This window comes from Paenibacillus sp. CFBP13512 (genome assembly GCF_005233705.1).
In the GTDB taxonomy this organism is placed as follows: domain Bacteria; phylum Bacillota; class Bacilli; order Paenibacillales; family Paenibacillaceae; genus Saccharibacillus; species Saccharibacillus nuruki.
On the sequence record NZ_QGAD01000004.1, the window covers coordinates 152,740 to 169,265 of the forward strand.

At 39.8% G+C, this 16,526-nt stretch carries 13 protein-coding genes; 12 read left to right on the top strand and 1 reads right to left on the bottom strand.

Translation table 11 applies throughout. The annotated features are described in order from the left end of the window. Nucleotides 1-194: 194 nt before the first annotated feature. From PaeCFBP13512_RS07265 to PaeCFBP13512_RS07305, 9 genes are all read left to right on the top strand, one after another. Entirely contained in the window at nucleotides 195-1,232 is a 1,038-nt protein-coding gene (locus PaeCFBP13512_RS07265; protein WP_137222218.1) for a BMP family lipoprotein, read from the top strand. A gap of 202 nt (nucleotides 1,233-1,434) precedes the next feature. Then, on the top strand, nucleotides 1,435-2,973 hold the full coding sequence (locus tag PaeCFBP13512_RS07270) for an ABC transporter ATP-binding protein (RefSeq protein ID WP_069327252.1): 1,539 nt from the start codon (nucleotides 1,435-1,437) through the stop codon (nucleotides 2,971-2,973). After that, complete coding sequence (locus tag PaeCFBP13512_RS07275; protein ID WP_069327253.1) at nucleotides 2,966-4,045, top strand: ABC transporter permease; 1,080 nt, start codon at nucleotides 2,966-2,968, stop codon at nucleotides 4,043-4,045. The genes PaeCFBP13512_RS07270 and PaeCFBP13512_RS07275 overlap by 8 nt, the downstream gene beginning before the upstream one ends. After that, a complete protein-coding gene (locus PaeCFBP13512_RS07280) occupies nucleotides 4,045-5,007 on the top strand; it encodes an ABC transporter permease (RefSeq protein WP_069327254.1) in 963 nt (320 codons plus the stop codon). The genes PaeCFBP13512_RS07275 and PaeCFBP13512_RS07280 overlap by 1 nt, the downstream gene beginning before the upstream one ends. Before the next feature lie 970 nt (nucleotides 5,008-5,977). Further along, complete coding sequence (gene ilvB, locus PaeCFBP13512_RS07285) at nucleotides 5,978-7,726, top strand: biosynthetic-type acetolactate synthase large subunit (protein ID WP_137222220.1); 1,749 nt, start codon at nucleotides 5,978-5,980, stop codon at nucleotides 7,724-7,726. Further along, nucleotides 7,723-8,211 (top strand): acetolactate synthase small subunit, encoded by a 489-nt coding sequence (gene ilvN, locus PaeCFBP13512_RS07290; protein WP_069327256.1) that lies wholly within the window; start codon nucleotides 7,723-7,725, stop codon nucleotides 8,209-8,211. Before ilvB ends, ilvN begins: the two co-directional genes overlap by 4 nt. A 172-nt stretch (nucleotides 8,212-8,383) precedes the next feature. Beyond that, nucleotides 8,384-9,376, top strand: a complete 993-nt coding sequence (gene ilvC / locus PaeCFBP13512_RS07295; RefSeq protein ID WP_069327257.1) for a ketol-acid reductoisomerase — start codon at nucleotides 8,384-8,386, stop codon at nucleotides 9,374-9,376. A gap of 146 nt (nucleotides 9,377-9,522) precedes the next feature. Further along, nucleotides 9,523-11,067, top strand: coding sequence for a 2-isopropylmalate synthase (locus tag PaeCFBP13512_RS07300; RefSeq protein ID WP_069327258.1), 1,545 nt, complete (start codon nucleotides 9,523-9,525; stop codon nucleotides 11,065-11,067). 191 nt (nucleotides 11,068-11,258) lie between these two features. Further along, nucleotides 11,259-12,338: a hypothetical protein gene (locus tag PaeCFBP13512_RS07305; RefSeq protein ID WP_137222223.1), complete on the top strand. Its 1,080-nt coding sequence runs from the start codon at nucleotides 11,259-11,261 to the stop codon at nucleotides 12,336-12,338. 296 nt (nucleotides 12,339-12,634) lie between these two features. Here the strand turns inward: PaeCFBP13512_RS07305 and PaeCFBP13512_RS07310 are convergent, their stop codons facing one another. Next, complete coding sequence (locus PaeCFBP13512_RS07310) at nucleotides 12,635-13,615, bottom strand: aldo/keto reductase (RefSeq protein WP_069327260.1); 981 nt, start codon at nucleotides 13,613-13,615, stop codon at nucleotides 12,635-12,637. A gap of 377 nt (nucleotides 13,616-13,992) precedes the next feature. Between PaeCFBP13512_RS07310 and leuB the strand changes: the two genes are divergently transcribed. From leuB to PaeCFBP13512_RS07325, 3 genes are all read left to right on the top strand, one after another. Continuing rightward, nucleotides 13,993-15,087: a 3-isopropylmalate dehydrogenase gene (leuB, locus tag PaeCFBP13512_RS07315; RefSeq protein ID WP_137222225.1), complete on the top strand. Its 1,095-nt coding sequence runs from the start codon at nucleotides 13,993-13,995 to the stop codon at nucleotides 15,085-15,087. Between the two features lie 265 nt (nucleotides 15,088-15,352). Next, nucleotides 15,353-15,901, top strand: a complete 549-nt coding sequence (locus PaeCFBP13512_RS07320; RefSeq protein ID WP_069327262.1) for a peroxiredoxin — start codon at nucleotides 15,353-15,355, stop codon at nucleotides 15,899-15,901. Nucleotides 15,902-16,083: 182 nt separating this feature from the next. Next, a complete protein-coding gene (locus PaeCFBP13512_RS07325; RefSeq protein ID WP_137222228.1) occupies nucleotides 16,084-16,488 on the top strand; it encodes a hypothetical protein in 405 nt (134 codons plus the stop codon). Nucleotides 16,489-16,526 lie beyond the last annotated feature (38 nt).

Consider the following 16,526-nt stretch of genomic DNA (forward strand, 5'->3'; position numbering starts at 1 on the left):
AAATAAAATCGTAAATTAATTAACCAATAGTAATTTAAATAGTAGATTTTCTTACCACTTGATTGTATAATTTGTTCATCGACTGTTAAATCTGCACCTATAACGAATATTGAGCTCGATAAGGGTAAAAATGTTCGTATCCAGACAGAGAGGCAGCAGATCATAGCTTATACTTCTAAGGGGGAAAAAGATTCATGAAGAAGGCGTACAAACTTTCACTCATTATGTTGCTAGCATTTTCATTGGTACTAGCAGCTTGTGGGAACAAAAGCAACAGTACTGACAACGCAGGGAGTGGCGATGCTACAGGCGGAGCAGCAAAAAGCGATGTTAAAATTGGTATGGTAACTGACGTAGGTGGCGTAAATGATAAATCATTTAACCAATCTGCTTGGGAAGCTCTTGAAAAAGTAAAAACTGAAAGCGGAGCAGAAGTGAAATATCTGCAAAGTAAATCCGATCAGGATTATATTCCTAACTTGAATCAATTTGTAAAAGGCGATTACAGCTTAACTTGGGGAATTGGTTTTAGCTTAGCAGATGGTATTGCTACTGTAGCTAAACAAAACCCAGATGCAAAATTAGCTATTATTGATAGTGTAGTTGATGCTCCTAACGTTAAATCTGTAACATTCTCTGAAAACGAAGGTTCCTTCTTAGTAGGTGTTGTAGCAGGTAAAATGACAAAATCCAACAAAATCGGATTTGTCGGTGGGGTAGATAGTCCATTGATCAAAAAATTCGAAGTTGGTTTTAAAGCAGGTATTAAAGCAGTAAACCCTGATGCTGAATTGCTTGTAAACTACACAGGTGCATTTGATAAGCCTGATCTAGGTAAAGCAGCAGCAGCTACAATGTATAACGATGGCGCGGATATCATTTTCCATGCTGCTGGTGGTACAGGTACAGGCGTATTTAATGAAGCAGCTTCCCGTTCTAACTCTGGTCAAACAGCATGGGTTATCGGTGTAGATAAAGACCAATCACTAGAATTTGGTGATAAAGTGACTTTAACTTCTATGGTTAAACGTGTAGACGTTGCTGTAGAGAAAGTATCTAAAGAAGTCGTAGACGGTACATTTGCTGGTGGTACAGAAGTATTGGGACTTAAAGAGGATGGCGTAGGCTTAGCAGATACTTCTTCCAAAAACGTTCCTGCTGATGTAATCAAATTGGCTGATGAATACAAAGCTAAAATTGTTAGCGGCGAATTGACTGTTCCTAGCGAGTAATTTCTTTTTCATGATGGAATGTTCTTAAATAAATAACAAACAACAAGGCTGGTTAGCAGATACTAGCCTTGTTGTCACGTTTACAGCCGGATGGCTCAGTATAATGTTGATTGTCGTTTGGGAAAATACGATGTTTTTAGCTTTCGGTAATAGACTTTAATCATAAGTCTATGCCAATCAATACGCTTATAAGGGTGATCTCATGGGTGCAGCAACCCCTGTGGTAGAGTTGAAACAAATAACAAAAGTCTTTCCTGGTATTATTGCCAATGATTCTATTAGTTTTAAGCTGCACAAGGGAGAAATTCATGCTCTGCTAGGTGAAAATGGTGCAGGTAAATCAACATTGATGAATATTGTATTTGGTTTATATCAGCCTGAAGAAGGTAGTATCGAAGTTAATGGAGAACCTGTGATCATTGACAGTCCTAACAGAGCGATTGAGCTCGGGATTGGTATGGTGCATCAGCACTTCAAACTCGTTCAACCATTTACAGTTACTGAGAATATCATTCTGGGTTCAGAACCGAAAAAAGGAACCCGAATCAATTATAAAAAAGCGACCGAAGAGATTCGCCAGCTTTCCGAACAATATGGTCTACAAGTTAATCCAAATGCCAAAATCCATGATATTTCAGTAGGTATGCAGCAACGGGTAGAAATACTGAAAACATTATATCGTGGTGCAGAAATTTTGATTTTCGATGAACCCACAGCCGTTTTGACCCCTCAAGAAATTTCAGAATTAATGGAGATTATGAAGCGTCTTGTGGCTGAAGGCAAATCGATTATTCTGATTACACATAAGCTTAAAGAAATTATGCAAATTGCCGACAATGTAACCATTATTCGTCGTGGTAAAGTAGTCGATACTGTCAAAAAGTCAGAAACGACTCCACAAGAATTAGCTGAGAAAATGGTCGGTCGTAATGTTACGTTCAAAGTTGACAAAAAGCCGGCTGAACCTGGATCTGTAGTATTGGAAATGGCAAATATCGTTTCTAACAACAAAGAAGGTACTGCGGTATTACAAGGCTTGAATCTACAAGTAAGAGCTGGAGAAATTCTAGGGATTGCTGGAGTAGATGGTAATGGTCAAAGTGAACTGATTGAAGCACTTACGGGTCTAAGACATGTGGATGGTGGTACGGTAAAATTACTAGGTCAAGACATTACGAATATGTCTCCTCGTAAAATTACAGAATCAGGCGTATCTCATATTCCAGAAGATCGTCACAAACATGGTCTGGTACTCGATTTTTCTGTAAGTGAGAATATGGTACTGGAAACGTACTATAAGCCTCCATTTAACAAAGGTGGATTTTTGAACTTTGATGCGATTGATAAGCATGCTACACGTTTAGTTGAACGCTTTGATGTGCGTACACCAAGTATTGCTACTCATGCACGTTCACTATCCGGTGGTAATCAGCAGAAAGCTATTATTGCGCGTGAAATTGATAAAAATCCTACATTAATGATTGCTGCTCAGCCTACTCGTGGTCTGGACGTAGGTGCGATTGAATTTGTTCAACAACAATTGATTGCACAACGTGATCAAGGTAAAGCTGTATTATTGATCTCTTTTGAATTGGATGAAATTATTAATGTATCTGATCGCATCGCTGTTATTTATGAAGGACAAATTGTAGGCGAAGTGCTACCAGAGAAAACCAATGATCAGGAATTAGGCTTGATGATGGCAGGAAGCACCGCGAAGAGAGGTGCAGCACATGAATAATATTCTCAAAGCTATAACCAAAGATTCGTTTGTATTACCAATTGTAGCGATTATTATGGGACTCATTTTGGGTGCGATTGTGATGTTGATTGGTGGATACAATCCGATTGATGCTTATTCTGCATTGCTGACCCGTGTATACGGTGATCCGTATGATTTCGGTGAAGCTATTCGTGAAATGACGCCTTTGATTATGACAGGTATGGCTTTTGCTTTTGCAGCACGTGCAGGGCTATTTAATATCGGCGGAGAAGGACAGTTTCTGATTGGAATGACAGCTGCTACAGTGGTTGCTGTTCAATTACACGGTCTTCCTGCTTATATTCATGCACCGCTTGCGATTATCGCAGGAGCTATCTTCGGAGGGCTATGGGCGGCTATCGCTGGTTTCCTCAAAGCGGTTCGGGGAGTAAACGAAGTTATCTCATGTATTATGTTGAACTGGATCGGTCTGTATCTAGCCAACTTTGTGATTAATCACTTTATGTTGTTACAAGGGCAAAACCGTTCTGAAGATATTCAACCAAGTGCATCGATTGCGATCATGTGGTTATCTGAAATGATGGGTAATGCTCGTGTACACTGGGGAACAGCCATTGCTTTGGCTGCGGCTGTATTCTTTTATGTATTTATGTGGAAAACAAAACAAGGGTACGAACTTCGTGCTGTTGGTTTCAACCAGGATGCTTCCAAATATGCAGGGATGAACGTGAATCGTAATATTGTAAAAGCGATGTTTATCAGTGGTATGTTTGCTGGTCTTGCCGGTTCTTTTGAAGTATTGGGCGTATTCCAATATCAATCGGTGATGGCAAGTTCGCCAGGTACTGGATTTGATGGAATTGCAGTTGCTCTTATTGGTTTGAATAATCCATTTGGTATTATTTTAGGTTCAATTCTGTTTGGTACTTTAACGTATGGTTCAGCAGGTATGAGCTTTAGCGCTGATGTTCCACCAGAGATTGTTCGTATTGTTATCGGAGCGATTATTTTCTTTATTGCAGCACAAGGCATTGTACGTTGGGTCTTAAAACCTTTTTATGCAAAACGTAAGAAAGAGAAGGTGTTGTAATGGACGTGTTGACTATTATTGGACAGCTTATTAATACGACGCTAGTCTTTGCTACAGCACTTATCTTTACATCTTTAGGCGGTATCTTTTCAGAGAAATCTGGGGTAACCAATCTAGGGTTAGAAGGTTTGATGATTTTTGGTGCATTTGCAGCGGGGGTAGCAGGTTTTTATGCTCAAGATGCAGGATTAAGCGGCTTCGGTGCTGCTTGTGTCGGTGTGTTGGCAGCGATGGTATTTGGAATTTTAGTTTCTCTTATCCATGCGGTTGCTTCGATCACATTCAAAGCTGATCAGGTTATCAGTGGTATCGTTATTAACTTTTTAGCGGCAGGTAGTACATTGTATATGGTTAAATTGTTATTTGACGGTGCGGGTGAAACGGGATTGATCTCTGGATTTGATAAAGTGAATATTCCTTATCTATCTACGATTCCATTGATTGGTGATGTGTTTTTCCATGCGTATCCTACCACTTATTTAGCAGTAGTAGCTGTGATTGTGACTTACTTTGTTTTGTACAAAACACCATTTGGTCTACGTCTACGTTCTGTTGGGGAACATCCAAGTGCAGCAGATACCGTAGGGATCAAAGTAAATCGGTTACGTTATATCGGAGTTATGCTAAGTGGAGCGCTTGCTGGGATCGGTGGAGCAACAATTACACTCACAACCACAGGTACATTTTCGCATAATACGATTTCGGGGCAAGGTTATATTGCGATTGCAGCGATGATCTTTGGTAAATGGAATCCATGGGGAGCATTTGGAGCGGCTGTATTCTTTGGTCTTGCTCAAGCGGTGCGTAACTATGTGCAGCTATTTGCCTGGACACAGAGCATTCCGCAAGAAGTAATCTACATGTTGCCATACGTATTAACGATTATTGTATTGGTTGCAGCAGTAGGACGTTCAAGTGCACCTTCTGCACTCGGACAGCCGTATGATCCAAGTAAACGTTAATAAGATCATTAAACGGTTATCTTTAGATAATTGAATCAAGTCGAAGTTTGGATTTTTCCGAACTTCGGCTTTTTTTATCTCTATCTTGTATGCAATAAAAGATATTTAAAATAAAAGATTGAATTTTATATAGATCATTGTGAGCAATTAAAGGAGCAGAAAAAGAAAAAGGAGATACATAGGCATTCTAACTCTCAAGCAAGTTAAACAGCATTTTTTCCAACTTTTAGTGCTTATTAGACAAAGATTTCTTTTACACTATTTAATACGTTTGTTCTTAAGTGACATAATACATAGTTAGTTACTAGGTATAATAGGTTTTATAAAAATGCTATAAAGCTTGCTATAATTACTTTTCTTAAGTATGTAACAAATGATATGTCAAAATCGGATTGTAAAGAATGACAAAAAAGAAGTGTTGACTCTATCGAAAATGAGTCATATAATATTCCTAAATCATTTGAGTCGCTGACAAGCGTAAGCGGCAGTAATCATTGAATACTATGTATCGGCAATGAAGAGGACGAAGTTTTAAGGGCTCTTTTGTCCAGAGAGTGAAGCATTTGGTGTAAGCTTCATCAGAATCCCTTATATACGAGCTCACCTCGGAGCTGTTTTCCTGAAAGGCATATGCAATAGTTATAAATCGCATTGATTTGTATCTTACCCATATGATTATTAGGGAAAATCGTAAGGTCTACGTTACAGACGACAAGTAAAGTCTTAATCTACTTTACTTTATGAGGCGTACTTATGCTGTGAAGCTGTGCGCAAATATGGGTGGTACCACGGAAGCTTAGCCTTTCGTCCCTCAATAACAGATTTTTCTGTTTGAGGCGGCGAAAGGCTTTTTTGATGTCTTTCTTCCAGTTATAACAGAAAATCTGTACTGTTCATCCCAAGCAGCATAAGGGATATCGTTCATTTGCCAATGTAAGATTGATGTGAATTTTTGGGAGGAGGATGACTAATGAGCACGAAAATACCTAATGTGCAGTCAACAGAAGAATTACGTGAGAAATGGATGAAACCGGAAGTGATTACAGGTTCGGAAATGTTACTTCGCAGCTTACTACTTGAAGGTGTAGATTGTGTCTTTGGCTATCCTGGTGGAGCTGTATTATATATTTATGATGCTATGCATGGATTTGAAGATTTCAAACATTTACTAACACGTCATGAGCAAGGTGCTATTCATGCAGCAGATGGTTATGCTCGTGCTAGTGGTAAAGTTGGCGTGTGTATCGCTACTTCGGGTCCAGGAGCAACGAATCTGGTAACAGGTATTGCAACAGCGTATATGGATTCAACACCATTGGTTGTGATTACCGGTAACGTAGCTACTACATTGATCGGTACGGATGCTTTCCAAGAAGCAGATATTACAGGGATTACAATGCCAATCACCAAGCATAGTTATCTTGTACGTGATGTAGAAGACTTGCCAAGAGTGATTCATGAAGCTTTCCATATTGCCAATACAGGTCGTAAAGGTCCAGTATTGATCGATATTCCGAAAGATGTATCTGCGGCAAAAGCATTATTCAAGCCACATACAGAACCGGTAGCTATGCGTGGTTATAATCCAAGAGTTACGCCTAACAAATTACAATTGGATAAATTGCATCAAGCGATTACTGAAGCAGAGCGTCCATTGGTTCTTGCAGGTGGTGGAGTTGTCTACTCTGGTGGTCATGAAGAATTGTTCAAGTTCATTACAGCCACAGGTATCCCGATTACTACAACTTTGCTAGGTCTAGGTGGATTCCCGAGTGGTAATGATCTATGGATCGGAATGCCCGGGATGCACGGAACTTATACTGCTAATAATGCAATTCAACAATCTGACTTACTGATTAATATCGGAGCACGCTTCGATGATCGAGTAACAGGTAAATTAGATGGATTTGCACCACATGCCAAAATTGTTCATATCGATATTGATCCTGCTGAAATCGGTAAAAACGTAGCCGTTGATATTCCTATCGTAGGCGATGTGAAAACCGTATTGGAAATGCTCAATGTTAATGTACCTCATGCAGCAAAAGCAGATGACTGGCGTGCAAAAGTAGCAGGCTGGAAAAAAGACAAACCTTTCCGCTATGATGATTCAGAAGAAGTGTTGAAGCCACAATGGGTTGTAGAAATGTTAAATGATACAACGAATGGTGAAGCGATCGTAACAACCGATGTAGGACAGCATCAAATGTGGTCTGCACAGTATTATCGCTTTAACCAACCTCGTTCATGGGTAACGTCCGGTGGACTTGGAACAATGGGCTTTGGTTTCCCTTCAGCAATTGGTGCACAGATGGCTAATCCAGAACGTCTGGTTATTTCGATCAACGGTGATGGTGGTATGCAGATGTGTTCTCAAGAATTAGCAATTTGCGCGATCAATAATATTCCAGTCAAAATTGTTATTTTGAACAATCAGGTGTTGGGTATGGTTCGTCAGTGGCAAGAATTGATCTATGATAACCGTTACAGTCATATCGATCTTGCAGGAAGCCCTGATTTTGTGAAATTAGCAGAAGCATATGGCGTAAAAGGTCTACGGGCTACGAATAAAGAAGAAGCACAAGCAGCTTGGAAAGAAGCTATGGATACACCGGGTCCTGTCGTTGTTGAGTTTGTAGTCAACAAACATGAGAACGTGTATCCAATGGTTACTCAGGGATCTACCATTGATCAAATGTTAATGGGGGATGAAGAATGAATATCATGAAGCATACTATCGCAGTTTTAGTAAATGATCAGCCCGGCGTTCTTCAAAGAGTCTCAGGACTCTTTGGCCGTCGGGGATTCAATATCGAAAGTATCACTGTAGGTCAATCGGAAGAAGTGGGCTTGTCACGTATGGTTATTGTGACTACAGGCGGCGAGAAAACACTAGAACAGATTGAAAAGCAACTATACAAAATTATCGATGTTATCAAAGTTATTGACCTTAGCTCAAAACCAATGGTTACACGTGAACTGGCATTGATTAAAGTAAAATCAGAGCCAGCAGAACGTCCAGAAATTATGGGTGTTGTGGAAACGTTCCGTGCATCTGTTGTCGATATCGGTCCAAATAGCCTTATGGTTCAAGTTGTAGGCGATACGCATAAAATTGATGCTATGCTTGAATTACTGAAGCCTTATGGTATTCGTGAACTTTCCCGCACAGGCGCGACAGCGATGATACGCGGTAACGTATAAAAGATTTATTTTTTCCGGCAAGAGCGGGTAATTTGAAAAGATAACTGCTAGATAAAATACAATTTGGATAGGGTTGTCTTTTGAAATACCCGCTCTTGTCAGAGGGTTGCGTACTATGTACTATCGGTCTATACCGAAAACCAGCTTCATACATTAGAGGAGGAAGAAAAAAATGGCTATAACAACTTACTACGAAAATGATGCAGAATTGAACGTATTGAAAGGTAAAACAATCGCAATTATCGGATACGGAAGTCAAGGACATGCTCACGCACAAAACTTGCGTGACAGCGGATTGTCTGTAGTTATTGGTCTTCGTGAAGGTAAATCTTTTGACAAAGCAAAAAATGATGGTTTTGAAGTACTATCTGTAGCAGAGGCAACAAAACGTGCAGACCTTGTACAAATTTTGATGCCTGATGAAACACAAGCAAGTGTATACAAAAGCGACATCGAAGCAAACTTGAAACCTGATGCTGCATTACTATTTGCTCACGGATTCAATGTTCACTTTGGACAAATCATAGCTCCAGAAGGTAACGATGTATTGCTAATCGCTCCTAAATCTCCAGGACACATGGTACGTCGTACATATGAAGAAGGATTTGGAGTACCTGGCCTAATCGCTATTCATCAAGATGCTACAGGTTCTGCTAAAGAAATCGGTCTAGCTTATGCTAAAGGTATCGGTTGTACACGTGCAGGCGTTATCGAAACTTCATTCCGTGAAGAAACAGAAACTGATTTGTTCGGTGAGCAAGCAGTATTATGTGGTGGTGTAAGTGCATTGGTTAAAGCTGGATTCGAAACATTGACAGAAGCGGGTTATGCTCCTGAAATGGCATACTTCGAGTGTCTGCATGAATTGAAATTGATCGTTGACTTGATGTATGAAGGTGGCTTGTCCACAATGCGTGATTCCATCAGTAACACAGCAGAATATGGTGACTATGTAACAGGTCCTCGTATTGTTACTGAAGACACGAAAAAAGCAATGAAAGAAGTATTGTCTGATATCCAACAAGGTAAATTCGCTCGTGACTTTATGCTTGAAAACCAATCCGGTCGTGCATTCTTGACAGCGACTCGTCGTAACGAATCCGAGCACCAACTAGAAGTAGTAGGTAAAGAACTTCGCGGTATGATGCACTGGATCAAAAAATAAAGAATTTTAATCTATAACGTTAGACTGTCTATGACGGTTGTATTGAAGTAAAAAGTAGAGTAAAGACCGGTATGTAGTAGGGAATAGGAATATATATGCCTTACTGCATACCGGTATTTTTTTCAAAAAAACAAGGAGGTGCGATGATGCGCAAAATTTATATTTTTGATACCACATTGAGAGATGGAGAACAATCGCCGGGAGTGAACTTGAATACTCGCGAGAAAGTAGAGATTGCTTATCAACTCGAAAAGTTGGGTGTCGATCGGATAGAAGCTGGATTCCCGGCAGCATCGCCTGGAGATTTGGCAGCGGTTAATGCTGTAGCACGTGCAGTCAAAAATGCAAGTATTATTGGTCTGTCACGAGCTAGAGAACAAGATATCGATGCGGTACGCGAGGCACTGAAAGGTGCGCAAGATCCGTGCCTACATCTGTTCTTGGCGACTTCACCGATTCACCGTCAGTATAAGCTTCGTATGGAAAAAGAACAGGTTAAAGATACAGCACGTTCAGCTATTCGCTATGCACGTCAGTATTTTGACAAAGTGGAATTTTCATTGGAAGATGCAGGACGTACAGAGTATGACTTTATGGTGGAAATGGTAACGATGGCGGTCGAAGAAGGCGCTTATGTGGTAAATATTCCAGATACGGTCGGCTTTTTGACACCTTATGAATACGGTAATATTTTCAAACATCTGAAAGAAAATGTACCTAATATCGAAAAAGTACAATTGAGCGCTCACTGTCATGATGATCTAGGTATGGCAACAGCGAATGCATTAGCCGCAATTTTGAATGGTGCGGATCAGATTGAAGGTACGATTAATGGGATCGGTGAACGTGCTGGTAATACATCGTTAGAAGAAGTAGCGATGGCACTGGAAACACGTCAGGATTTCTTTAATGCCAAAACAAGCTTGACCCTTTCGGAAATCGCACGTACAAGTCGTTTGGTGAGCAAATTGACAGGTATGGTCGTCCCGGGGAATAAAGCTATTGTTGGAGCTAATGCATTTGCCCATGAATCTGGTATTCATCAAGATGGTATGTTGAAAGAGAAAACAACCTATGAAATTATGAGTCCAGAAACGATAGGCTTTAAAGCAACCAAGTTAGTGATGGGTAAACACTCAGGTCGTCATGCATTCCGTGAACATTTGATTGAACTCGGTTATAACTTGGAAGAAGAAGCATTGAATGAAGCATTTGCTAAATTTAAAATTTTGGCAGATAAGAAAAAAGAAATCTCGGATGATGATCTATTCGCCTTGTTAGAAGAACGTCTTGCAGATGCACCTGAATTGTTCCAATTGGATTCGTTGTTTGTTTCCTTTGATAGTGAAGGTTCTCCAACAGCGAAGATCCGTTTGTCGACATCCGATGGTGAAGTGCGTGAAGAAGAATCTAGCGGTAACGGTTCTGTGGATTCGATCTACAACGCTATTGATAAAGCTTCACAAGAAGAAGTGAAGCTAGCAGATTACTCGATCAAAGGGGTAACGCAAGGTAAAGACGCACTGGGTGAAGTTCATGTAGCACTTACTCAAGATGGTATTACTGCGCAAGGTCGTGGCGTGAGTACAGATATTCTAGAAGCCAGCGCACGTGCTTATGTAGACTCTTTGAATCGTCTTGTCGAAAAGCGTAAAACATACGGTAGACGTGATAATATTTCGATGATCTAAAAAAGATTTACAAAAAATAATGATTTAGGTTGTAAAAAGACTGTTATTTTTTACTTTATATAATGAAAGACCTTTTAACCACACTGTTGTAAATGACAGTGTGGTTATTTATTTAGCAGAAGTAGAGTGAGAAGTAGAAATGTAGTCAGTCGCCCAGTTCAAATCATATTCAATCAGAGGAGGAATACAGTATGACTTGTCAAGGTAAAGACTTGCCTATCGAAGTAGTAGATACCACCGGAATTGTTCAGTATGATATTGCTTCTGCAACCAAGGGAGGCACTCGCCGTTTAATGGTAAGTGATAATCCTGAGACATTGAGTGAAGCCAATTTTCCTGTACGTCATGGTACATTATGGCATGATGTTGTGCAGACGAATAACAAAACAGTACAACATCGCATTTTTGCATGGCATTACAATGTGCTTAAAGATCCAGTTAAAGTGGGTATTACGCTTGAAAATAAAGCAAATCATGGCGCTCTTCGAATCACATCGATTGCTCGTGAGTATCGAGTTGGTGGAGATGATGTAAATTGGATCAGTGATATTGGTACTTGTATTTCAAGAGCGACACTTGGAGGAACAGCAGATCAACGTACTGCTGAAAATCCATTGATTAAACAGTTGCAATCAGGCTTAATCGAAAGCTTTATTGTACCACCGGGTAAATTGCTTGGATTTATGTATGACTTTACGGTTGAAAGTACAGATAGCGGGCAGATCAGTTACGAAGTACGTACAGTCGCTTCGCGTGATACAGCCTATGATCTGACATTAATTAAGTCAGCTCCGTTACCGCTTGCACCACAAGCGCATCCGCGTGGCAGTTGGAATTTCTCAGAAACCAATGCGATCACACCTGTATATACAGTAGGATCAGCACGTGTTATTTATCCAACGGCTACCAAGTTGAAAAAAGATGGAACATTGCCTGCGGATCAATTATTTACAGCGGTTAATAGTGAATTACCTACTTCTCTTGATAATCGTGCTCAATTCGGAGCTGTATACAATGTCACTGTTCCTGTAAATAACCCGTCTTCACAAGCACGTACGATCAAAATTTCACTGAATCCACGTGGTGGTAGTTATGGTGGTGCTGTTCGTAAAGATGGGCAGACTTACGGTGTGCCTTTAATGCGTACCAACACACAAGCATGTCCTGTCTATACGGTTAATGCTCCTCCCGGAAATAGTAAATATACGTTTGCTCTGATGATTGCAGGTGCTTCGTCTACACCGCTAGGTATTTTGGTAGAAACATTATAAAATATATCAAATCCAAAATGGTGTATGAGAGTCATCCGATAGATTCGTATAAATAATAACAAAAAAGCTCTTCCTTTGTCTTTGCAGACACTTAGGAAGAGCTTTTTTTGATCAAAATAATGATTTACCGAATAACTGTCTACACAATGATGATTTTCTGCATCATCTAAATCATCCAAAAGAAATAATTGCATTCATCTTAGGATGATCTAGTTTGAGAGAGTAGTTGTTATTACTGCCTTTATATCATCATACATGTATATTAAAAACAATTACTTTATGTTGAAAAGCAAGATTTACCAAGCGTATGCTTTAGGAGCTGCTCCACCTGGACCCGGGAAAATTTCATCCAGACGAGTCATTGTAGCTTCATCTAGCTTCACATCGATAATACGTAAAGAACTTTCAAACTGTTCTGCTGTACGTGGTCCGATAATTGGAGCAGTTACTGCTGGATTAGCAAGAACCCATGCTAAAGCGACCACATCTTGAGGCTCGCCTAGTTCTTTACATAGTTCAGCGTATTGCTCTAGTTGTTCTTTATGTTGATCCACTCTTTTGGCATCTCCACCACTGCGTGAACCTTCGATTTTTTGTAGTGCATTACGTCCCAATAATCCGCCATCGAGTGGACTCCAAGGAATAACGCCCAATCCAAGCGCATGAGCAGCAGGAAGAACTTCCAATTCAGGTTGACGACATAATAGACTATATTTATGTTGCTCTGAAATTAAACCTAAGAAATTACGGTTTTCAGCAGCTTTTTGAGCGATTGCAATATGCCATGCTGCAAAGTTACTTGAACCGACATAACCGATTTTACCTTGTTGAACAGCGACTTCGAATGCACCCCATAATTCATCCCAACTTACATTGGTATCAATATGGTGCATTTGATACAATTCAACATGATCGGTTTGTAAGCGTTTGAGAGAACCTTCAAGATGACGACGAATTTTGTAAGCTGATAATCCACCATCGCTATTAGGGCCATCTAAATCTTTATGCATTGTGCCATATACTTTAGTAGCTAGCACCACTTTCTCACGACGATTACCGCCTTGTTTGAACCAACGTCCGATAATCTCTTCTGTTGTTCCAACACCTACTTTAAATCCGTATACATTGGCAGTATCAAAAAAGTTGATGCCTGCATCAAGAGCAGCGTCCATAATTCGGAATGATTCTTTCTCATCTGTAACAGGTCCAAAATTCATCGTGCCCAAACAAATACGGCTGACCTTTAACCCTGACTTACCAAGATATGAATAATCCATAATATGCACTCCTCTGTTTTTAAAATATTGAACTGCATAACCAAATGCGCTCTTGTATTATTTTAGACCTTGTATCTGTGAACAGCAAATTTCCTTATCCAATATTTGGTACAAATTCCTATGTTGCTATAGCATATAATAATACGGAAGTGAAGAAGAGTATATCAATGGTTTGTCAGATAGCTTATCCATCTAATTACAGATCATTTGATATCGATTTATGCCGTAGTAAAATCTATCAATCTATCTATGAAAAGAAGCTTATAGGATTTGCCTATGAAGGTCATAGTTTGTATATCTTGGCTAAGACCTGACATGTATGATAAAACTGTGTATAGGTGAAATGAACGAACTCAACATAAAAGGAGACTTCTAATATGACAGACGTAAAAAAAATCGCAGTAATTGCCGGTGACGGTATCGGACCAGAAGTTGTAGCAGAAGCTGAAAAAGTATTAAAAAAAGCAGAAGAACTATACGGATATTCTTTTGAAACGGAACATGCTTTATTTGGCGGAATCGCAATAGATGAAAAAGGAACACCACTTCCAGAAGAAACACTAGCAATTTGTAAAAGCGCAGACGCTGTATTGCTTGGAGCTGTCGGTGGACCGAAATGGGATAACAACTCTAAAGAACTTCGTCCAGAAACAGGTCTTCTAGGTATTCGCAAAGCTTTGGGACTATTTTCTAACTTACGTCCAGCAGTTGTATTCGATTGTCTGAAAGAAGCATCTACACTCAAGCCAGAAGTGCTTGAAGGAACAGACTTGATGGTTGTTCGTGAATTAACAGGCGGCATTTATTTTGGAGAGAAGCTAAGAAGACAAGGTGAGCATGGGGAAGAAGCTGTAGATACATGTGTATATAATGTAACTGAGATTGAACGGATCACACGTCAAGCTTTTGAAATTGCTCAAAAACGTCGCAAGAAACTAGCTTCTGTAGATAAAGCCAATGTACTTGAAACGTCTCGTCTATGGCGTGAGACAGTTAACCGGATTGCTCCTGACTATCCAGATGTAGAACTAGAGCACGTATTGGTTGATAACTGTGCGATGCAATTGCTTCGTCGTCCATCTAGTTTTGATGTGATCGTGACTGAAAATATGTTTGGTGATATTTTGAGTGATGAAGCAGCTATGTTGACAGGATCGATCGGAATGTTAGCTTCTGCGTCTATGGGAGATAGCACAGATGCAGGTAGCTTTGGATTGTATGAGCCGGTACACGGATCAGCACCTGATATCGCAGGACAAGGATTAGCGAATCCGATTGCAACTATTTTGTCTGTAGCGTTGATGTTCCGTCTAACCTTTAACTATGCAGAAGCAGCAGATGCTATTGAAGCAGCAGTAGCTAAAGTATTAGATGAAGGTCATCGTACAGCTGATATTGCTGTTGATAAGAGCCAAGCATTATCCACTTCACAAATGGGTGATTTGATCGTAGCAGCCATGCAAAAAGCATAATCTACCTTTTATGATTTGTATAAGCAGAATGAAGTTGCAAAATGTGATCAAAGTGTGAATAAAGCTCTCTTCGCTAGAGCCAGAAGACATTAAATTGTACGAAAAAATCCTTATTTAGAATTATTATAATAAAGTATCTCTTCTAATCTTGACTTTGATTTAGGTCGATGATAACATTCTTGTCATAGCGTTTTAGAGTTATGATAATGATAGGAAAGAAAAGTGTTTGTTAGCTTTTCTTATATAAAAGGAGGAATACTGGATTATGGCAGATCGTTTAGTAGGTAAACAAGCACCAGATTTTAACATGGAGACCGTTTCTGGTGACGGTAAAGATTTTGGACGCGTTCAATTGTCCGATTACAAAGGTAAATGGTTGGTATTTTTCTTCTATCCACTAGATTTCACTTTTGTATGCCCTACAGAAATCACTGCACTTAGTGATGCAGCAGAAGAATTCAGAGCATTGGATACTGAAATTGTTGGTGTAAGTACTGACTCTATTCACAGTCACAAAGCTTGGATTAGCACTGCTCCAGAAAACAATGGTCTAGGTCAATTGAACTTCCCATTGGCTTCCGATATTACGAAAAAAGTTGCTTCTGATTATGGCGTATTGATCGAAGAAGAAGGCGTAGCACTTCGCGGTCTATTCATCATCGATCCAGAAGGCGAATTGAAATATGAAGTAGTTAACCATAACGATGTAGGCCGTAGCGTAGAAGAAACTCTTCGCGTATTGCAAGCTCTACAATCCGGTGGACTATGCCCTATGAACTGGAAACCAGGACAAAAAACTTTAGTTACTTCTTAATATAAGAAAAAGTAATCTATTTTGCCCCTTCATTCGTATATTCTACGAATGGGGGGGTTTTGTCTTCTCCCAAAAAAGTGTAGAATGGACACAAGCTGGTTAATAATCATTCACAATCAATTATTTTGATGATATTGGGGTAAGGTTGAAAATCATAGAATAATGTATGGAGGGTGAGCAACATGAGCTTTTGCTGTGGCGGCAGTATGATAGGTACGAAAGGGACGTTAAAACATTTTCGAACCCAGGTTCATAATGTTCCCCTACTCGTATGTCCTGTATGTGAGCGTGTTGAAGTTCACTACAAAGTAGAAAGTGAATATGAGATTTTGGCTGAGTATGCGCATGGAGACGGTACACCTGAGATCGATTTTCAGGACTATGTTATGGAAGATGAAGCGACCATGTTCGAGAACTGCGTGAATATGGAAGAAGATGATCCTATGACTATGGTTCAAAGTCAGATCGATATGGGGCTGGATTTGCTTGCTGTAGCCAAAAAGATCAATGATGAAAAATGGGAACGTGATCTGAAAAGACGCCTTGCTGTCATGAGTCTACGTCGCTCTCGTCTTCAACACAAGTAAGTTATAGATGTAAGCCATAATTGAATATATTAAAAAGG

What these genes read in the sequence shown, in the direction of transcription:
- PaeCFBP13512_RS07265 (WP_137222218.1), top strand. Translation starts at nt 195, where the DNA reads ATGAAGAAGGCGTACAAACTTTCACTCATTATGTTGCTAGCATTTTCA.
- PaeCFBP13512_RS07270 (WP_069327252.1), top strand. Translation starts at nt 1,435, where the DNA reads ATGGGTGCAGCAACCCCTGTGGTAGAGTTGAAACAAATAACAAAAGTC.
- PaeCFBP13512_RS07275 (WP_069327253.1), top strand. Translation starts at nt 2,966, where the DNA reads ATGAATAATATTCTCAAAGCTATAACCAAAGATTCGTTTGTATTACCA.
- PaeCFBP13512_RS07280 (WP_069327254.1), top strand. Translation starts at nt 4,045, where the DNA reads ATGGACGTGTTGACTATTATTGGACAGCTTATTAATACGACGCTAGTC.
- ilvB (WP_137222220.1), top strand. Translation starts at nt 5,978, where the DNA reads ATGAGCACGAAAATACCTAATGTGCAGTCAACAGAAGAATTACGTGAG.
- ilvN (WP_069327256.1), top strand. Translation starts at nt 7,723, where the DNA reads ATGAATATCATGAAGCATACTATCGCAGTTTTAGTAAATGATCAGCCC.
- ilvC (WP_069327257.1), top strand. Translation starts at nt 8,384, where the DNA reads ATGGCTATAACAACTTACTACGAAAATGATGCAGAATTGAACGTATTG.
- PaeCFBP13512_RS07300 (WP_069327258.1), top strand. Translation starts at nt 9,523, where the DNA reads ATGCGCAAAATTTATATTTTTGATACCACATTGAGAGATGGAGAACAA.
- PaeCFBP13512_RS07305 (WP_137222223.1), top strand. Translation starts at nt 11,259, where the DNA reads ATGACTTGTCAAGGTAAAGACTTGCCTATCGAAGTAGTAGATACCACC.
- PaeCFBP13512_RS07310 (WP_069327260.1), bottom strand. Translation starts at nt 13,615, where the DNA reads ATGGATTATTCATATCTTGGTAAGTCAGGGTTAAAGGTCAGCCGTATT.
- leuB (WP_137222225.1), top strand. Translation starts at nt 13,993, where the DNA reads ATGACAGACGTAAAAAAAATCGCAGTAATTGCCGGTGACGGTATCGGA.
- PaeCFBP13512_RS07320 (WP_069327262.1), top strand. Translation starts at nt 15,353, where the DNA reads ATGGCAGATCGTTTAGTAGGTAAACAAGCACCAGATTTTAACATGGAG.
- PaeCFBP13512_RS07325 (WP_137222228.1), top strand. Translation starts at nt 16,084, where the DNA reads ATGAGCTTTTGCTGTGGCGGCAGTATGATAGGTACGAAAGGGACGTTA.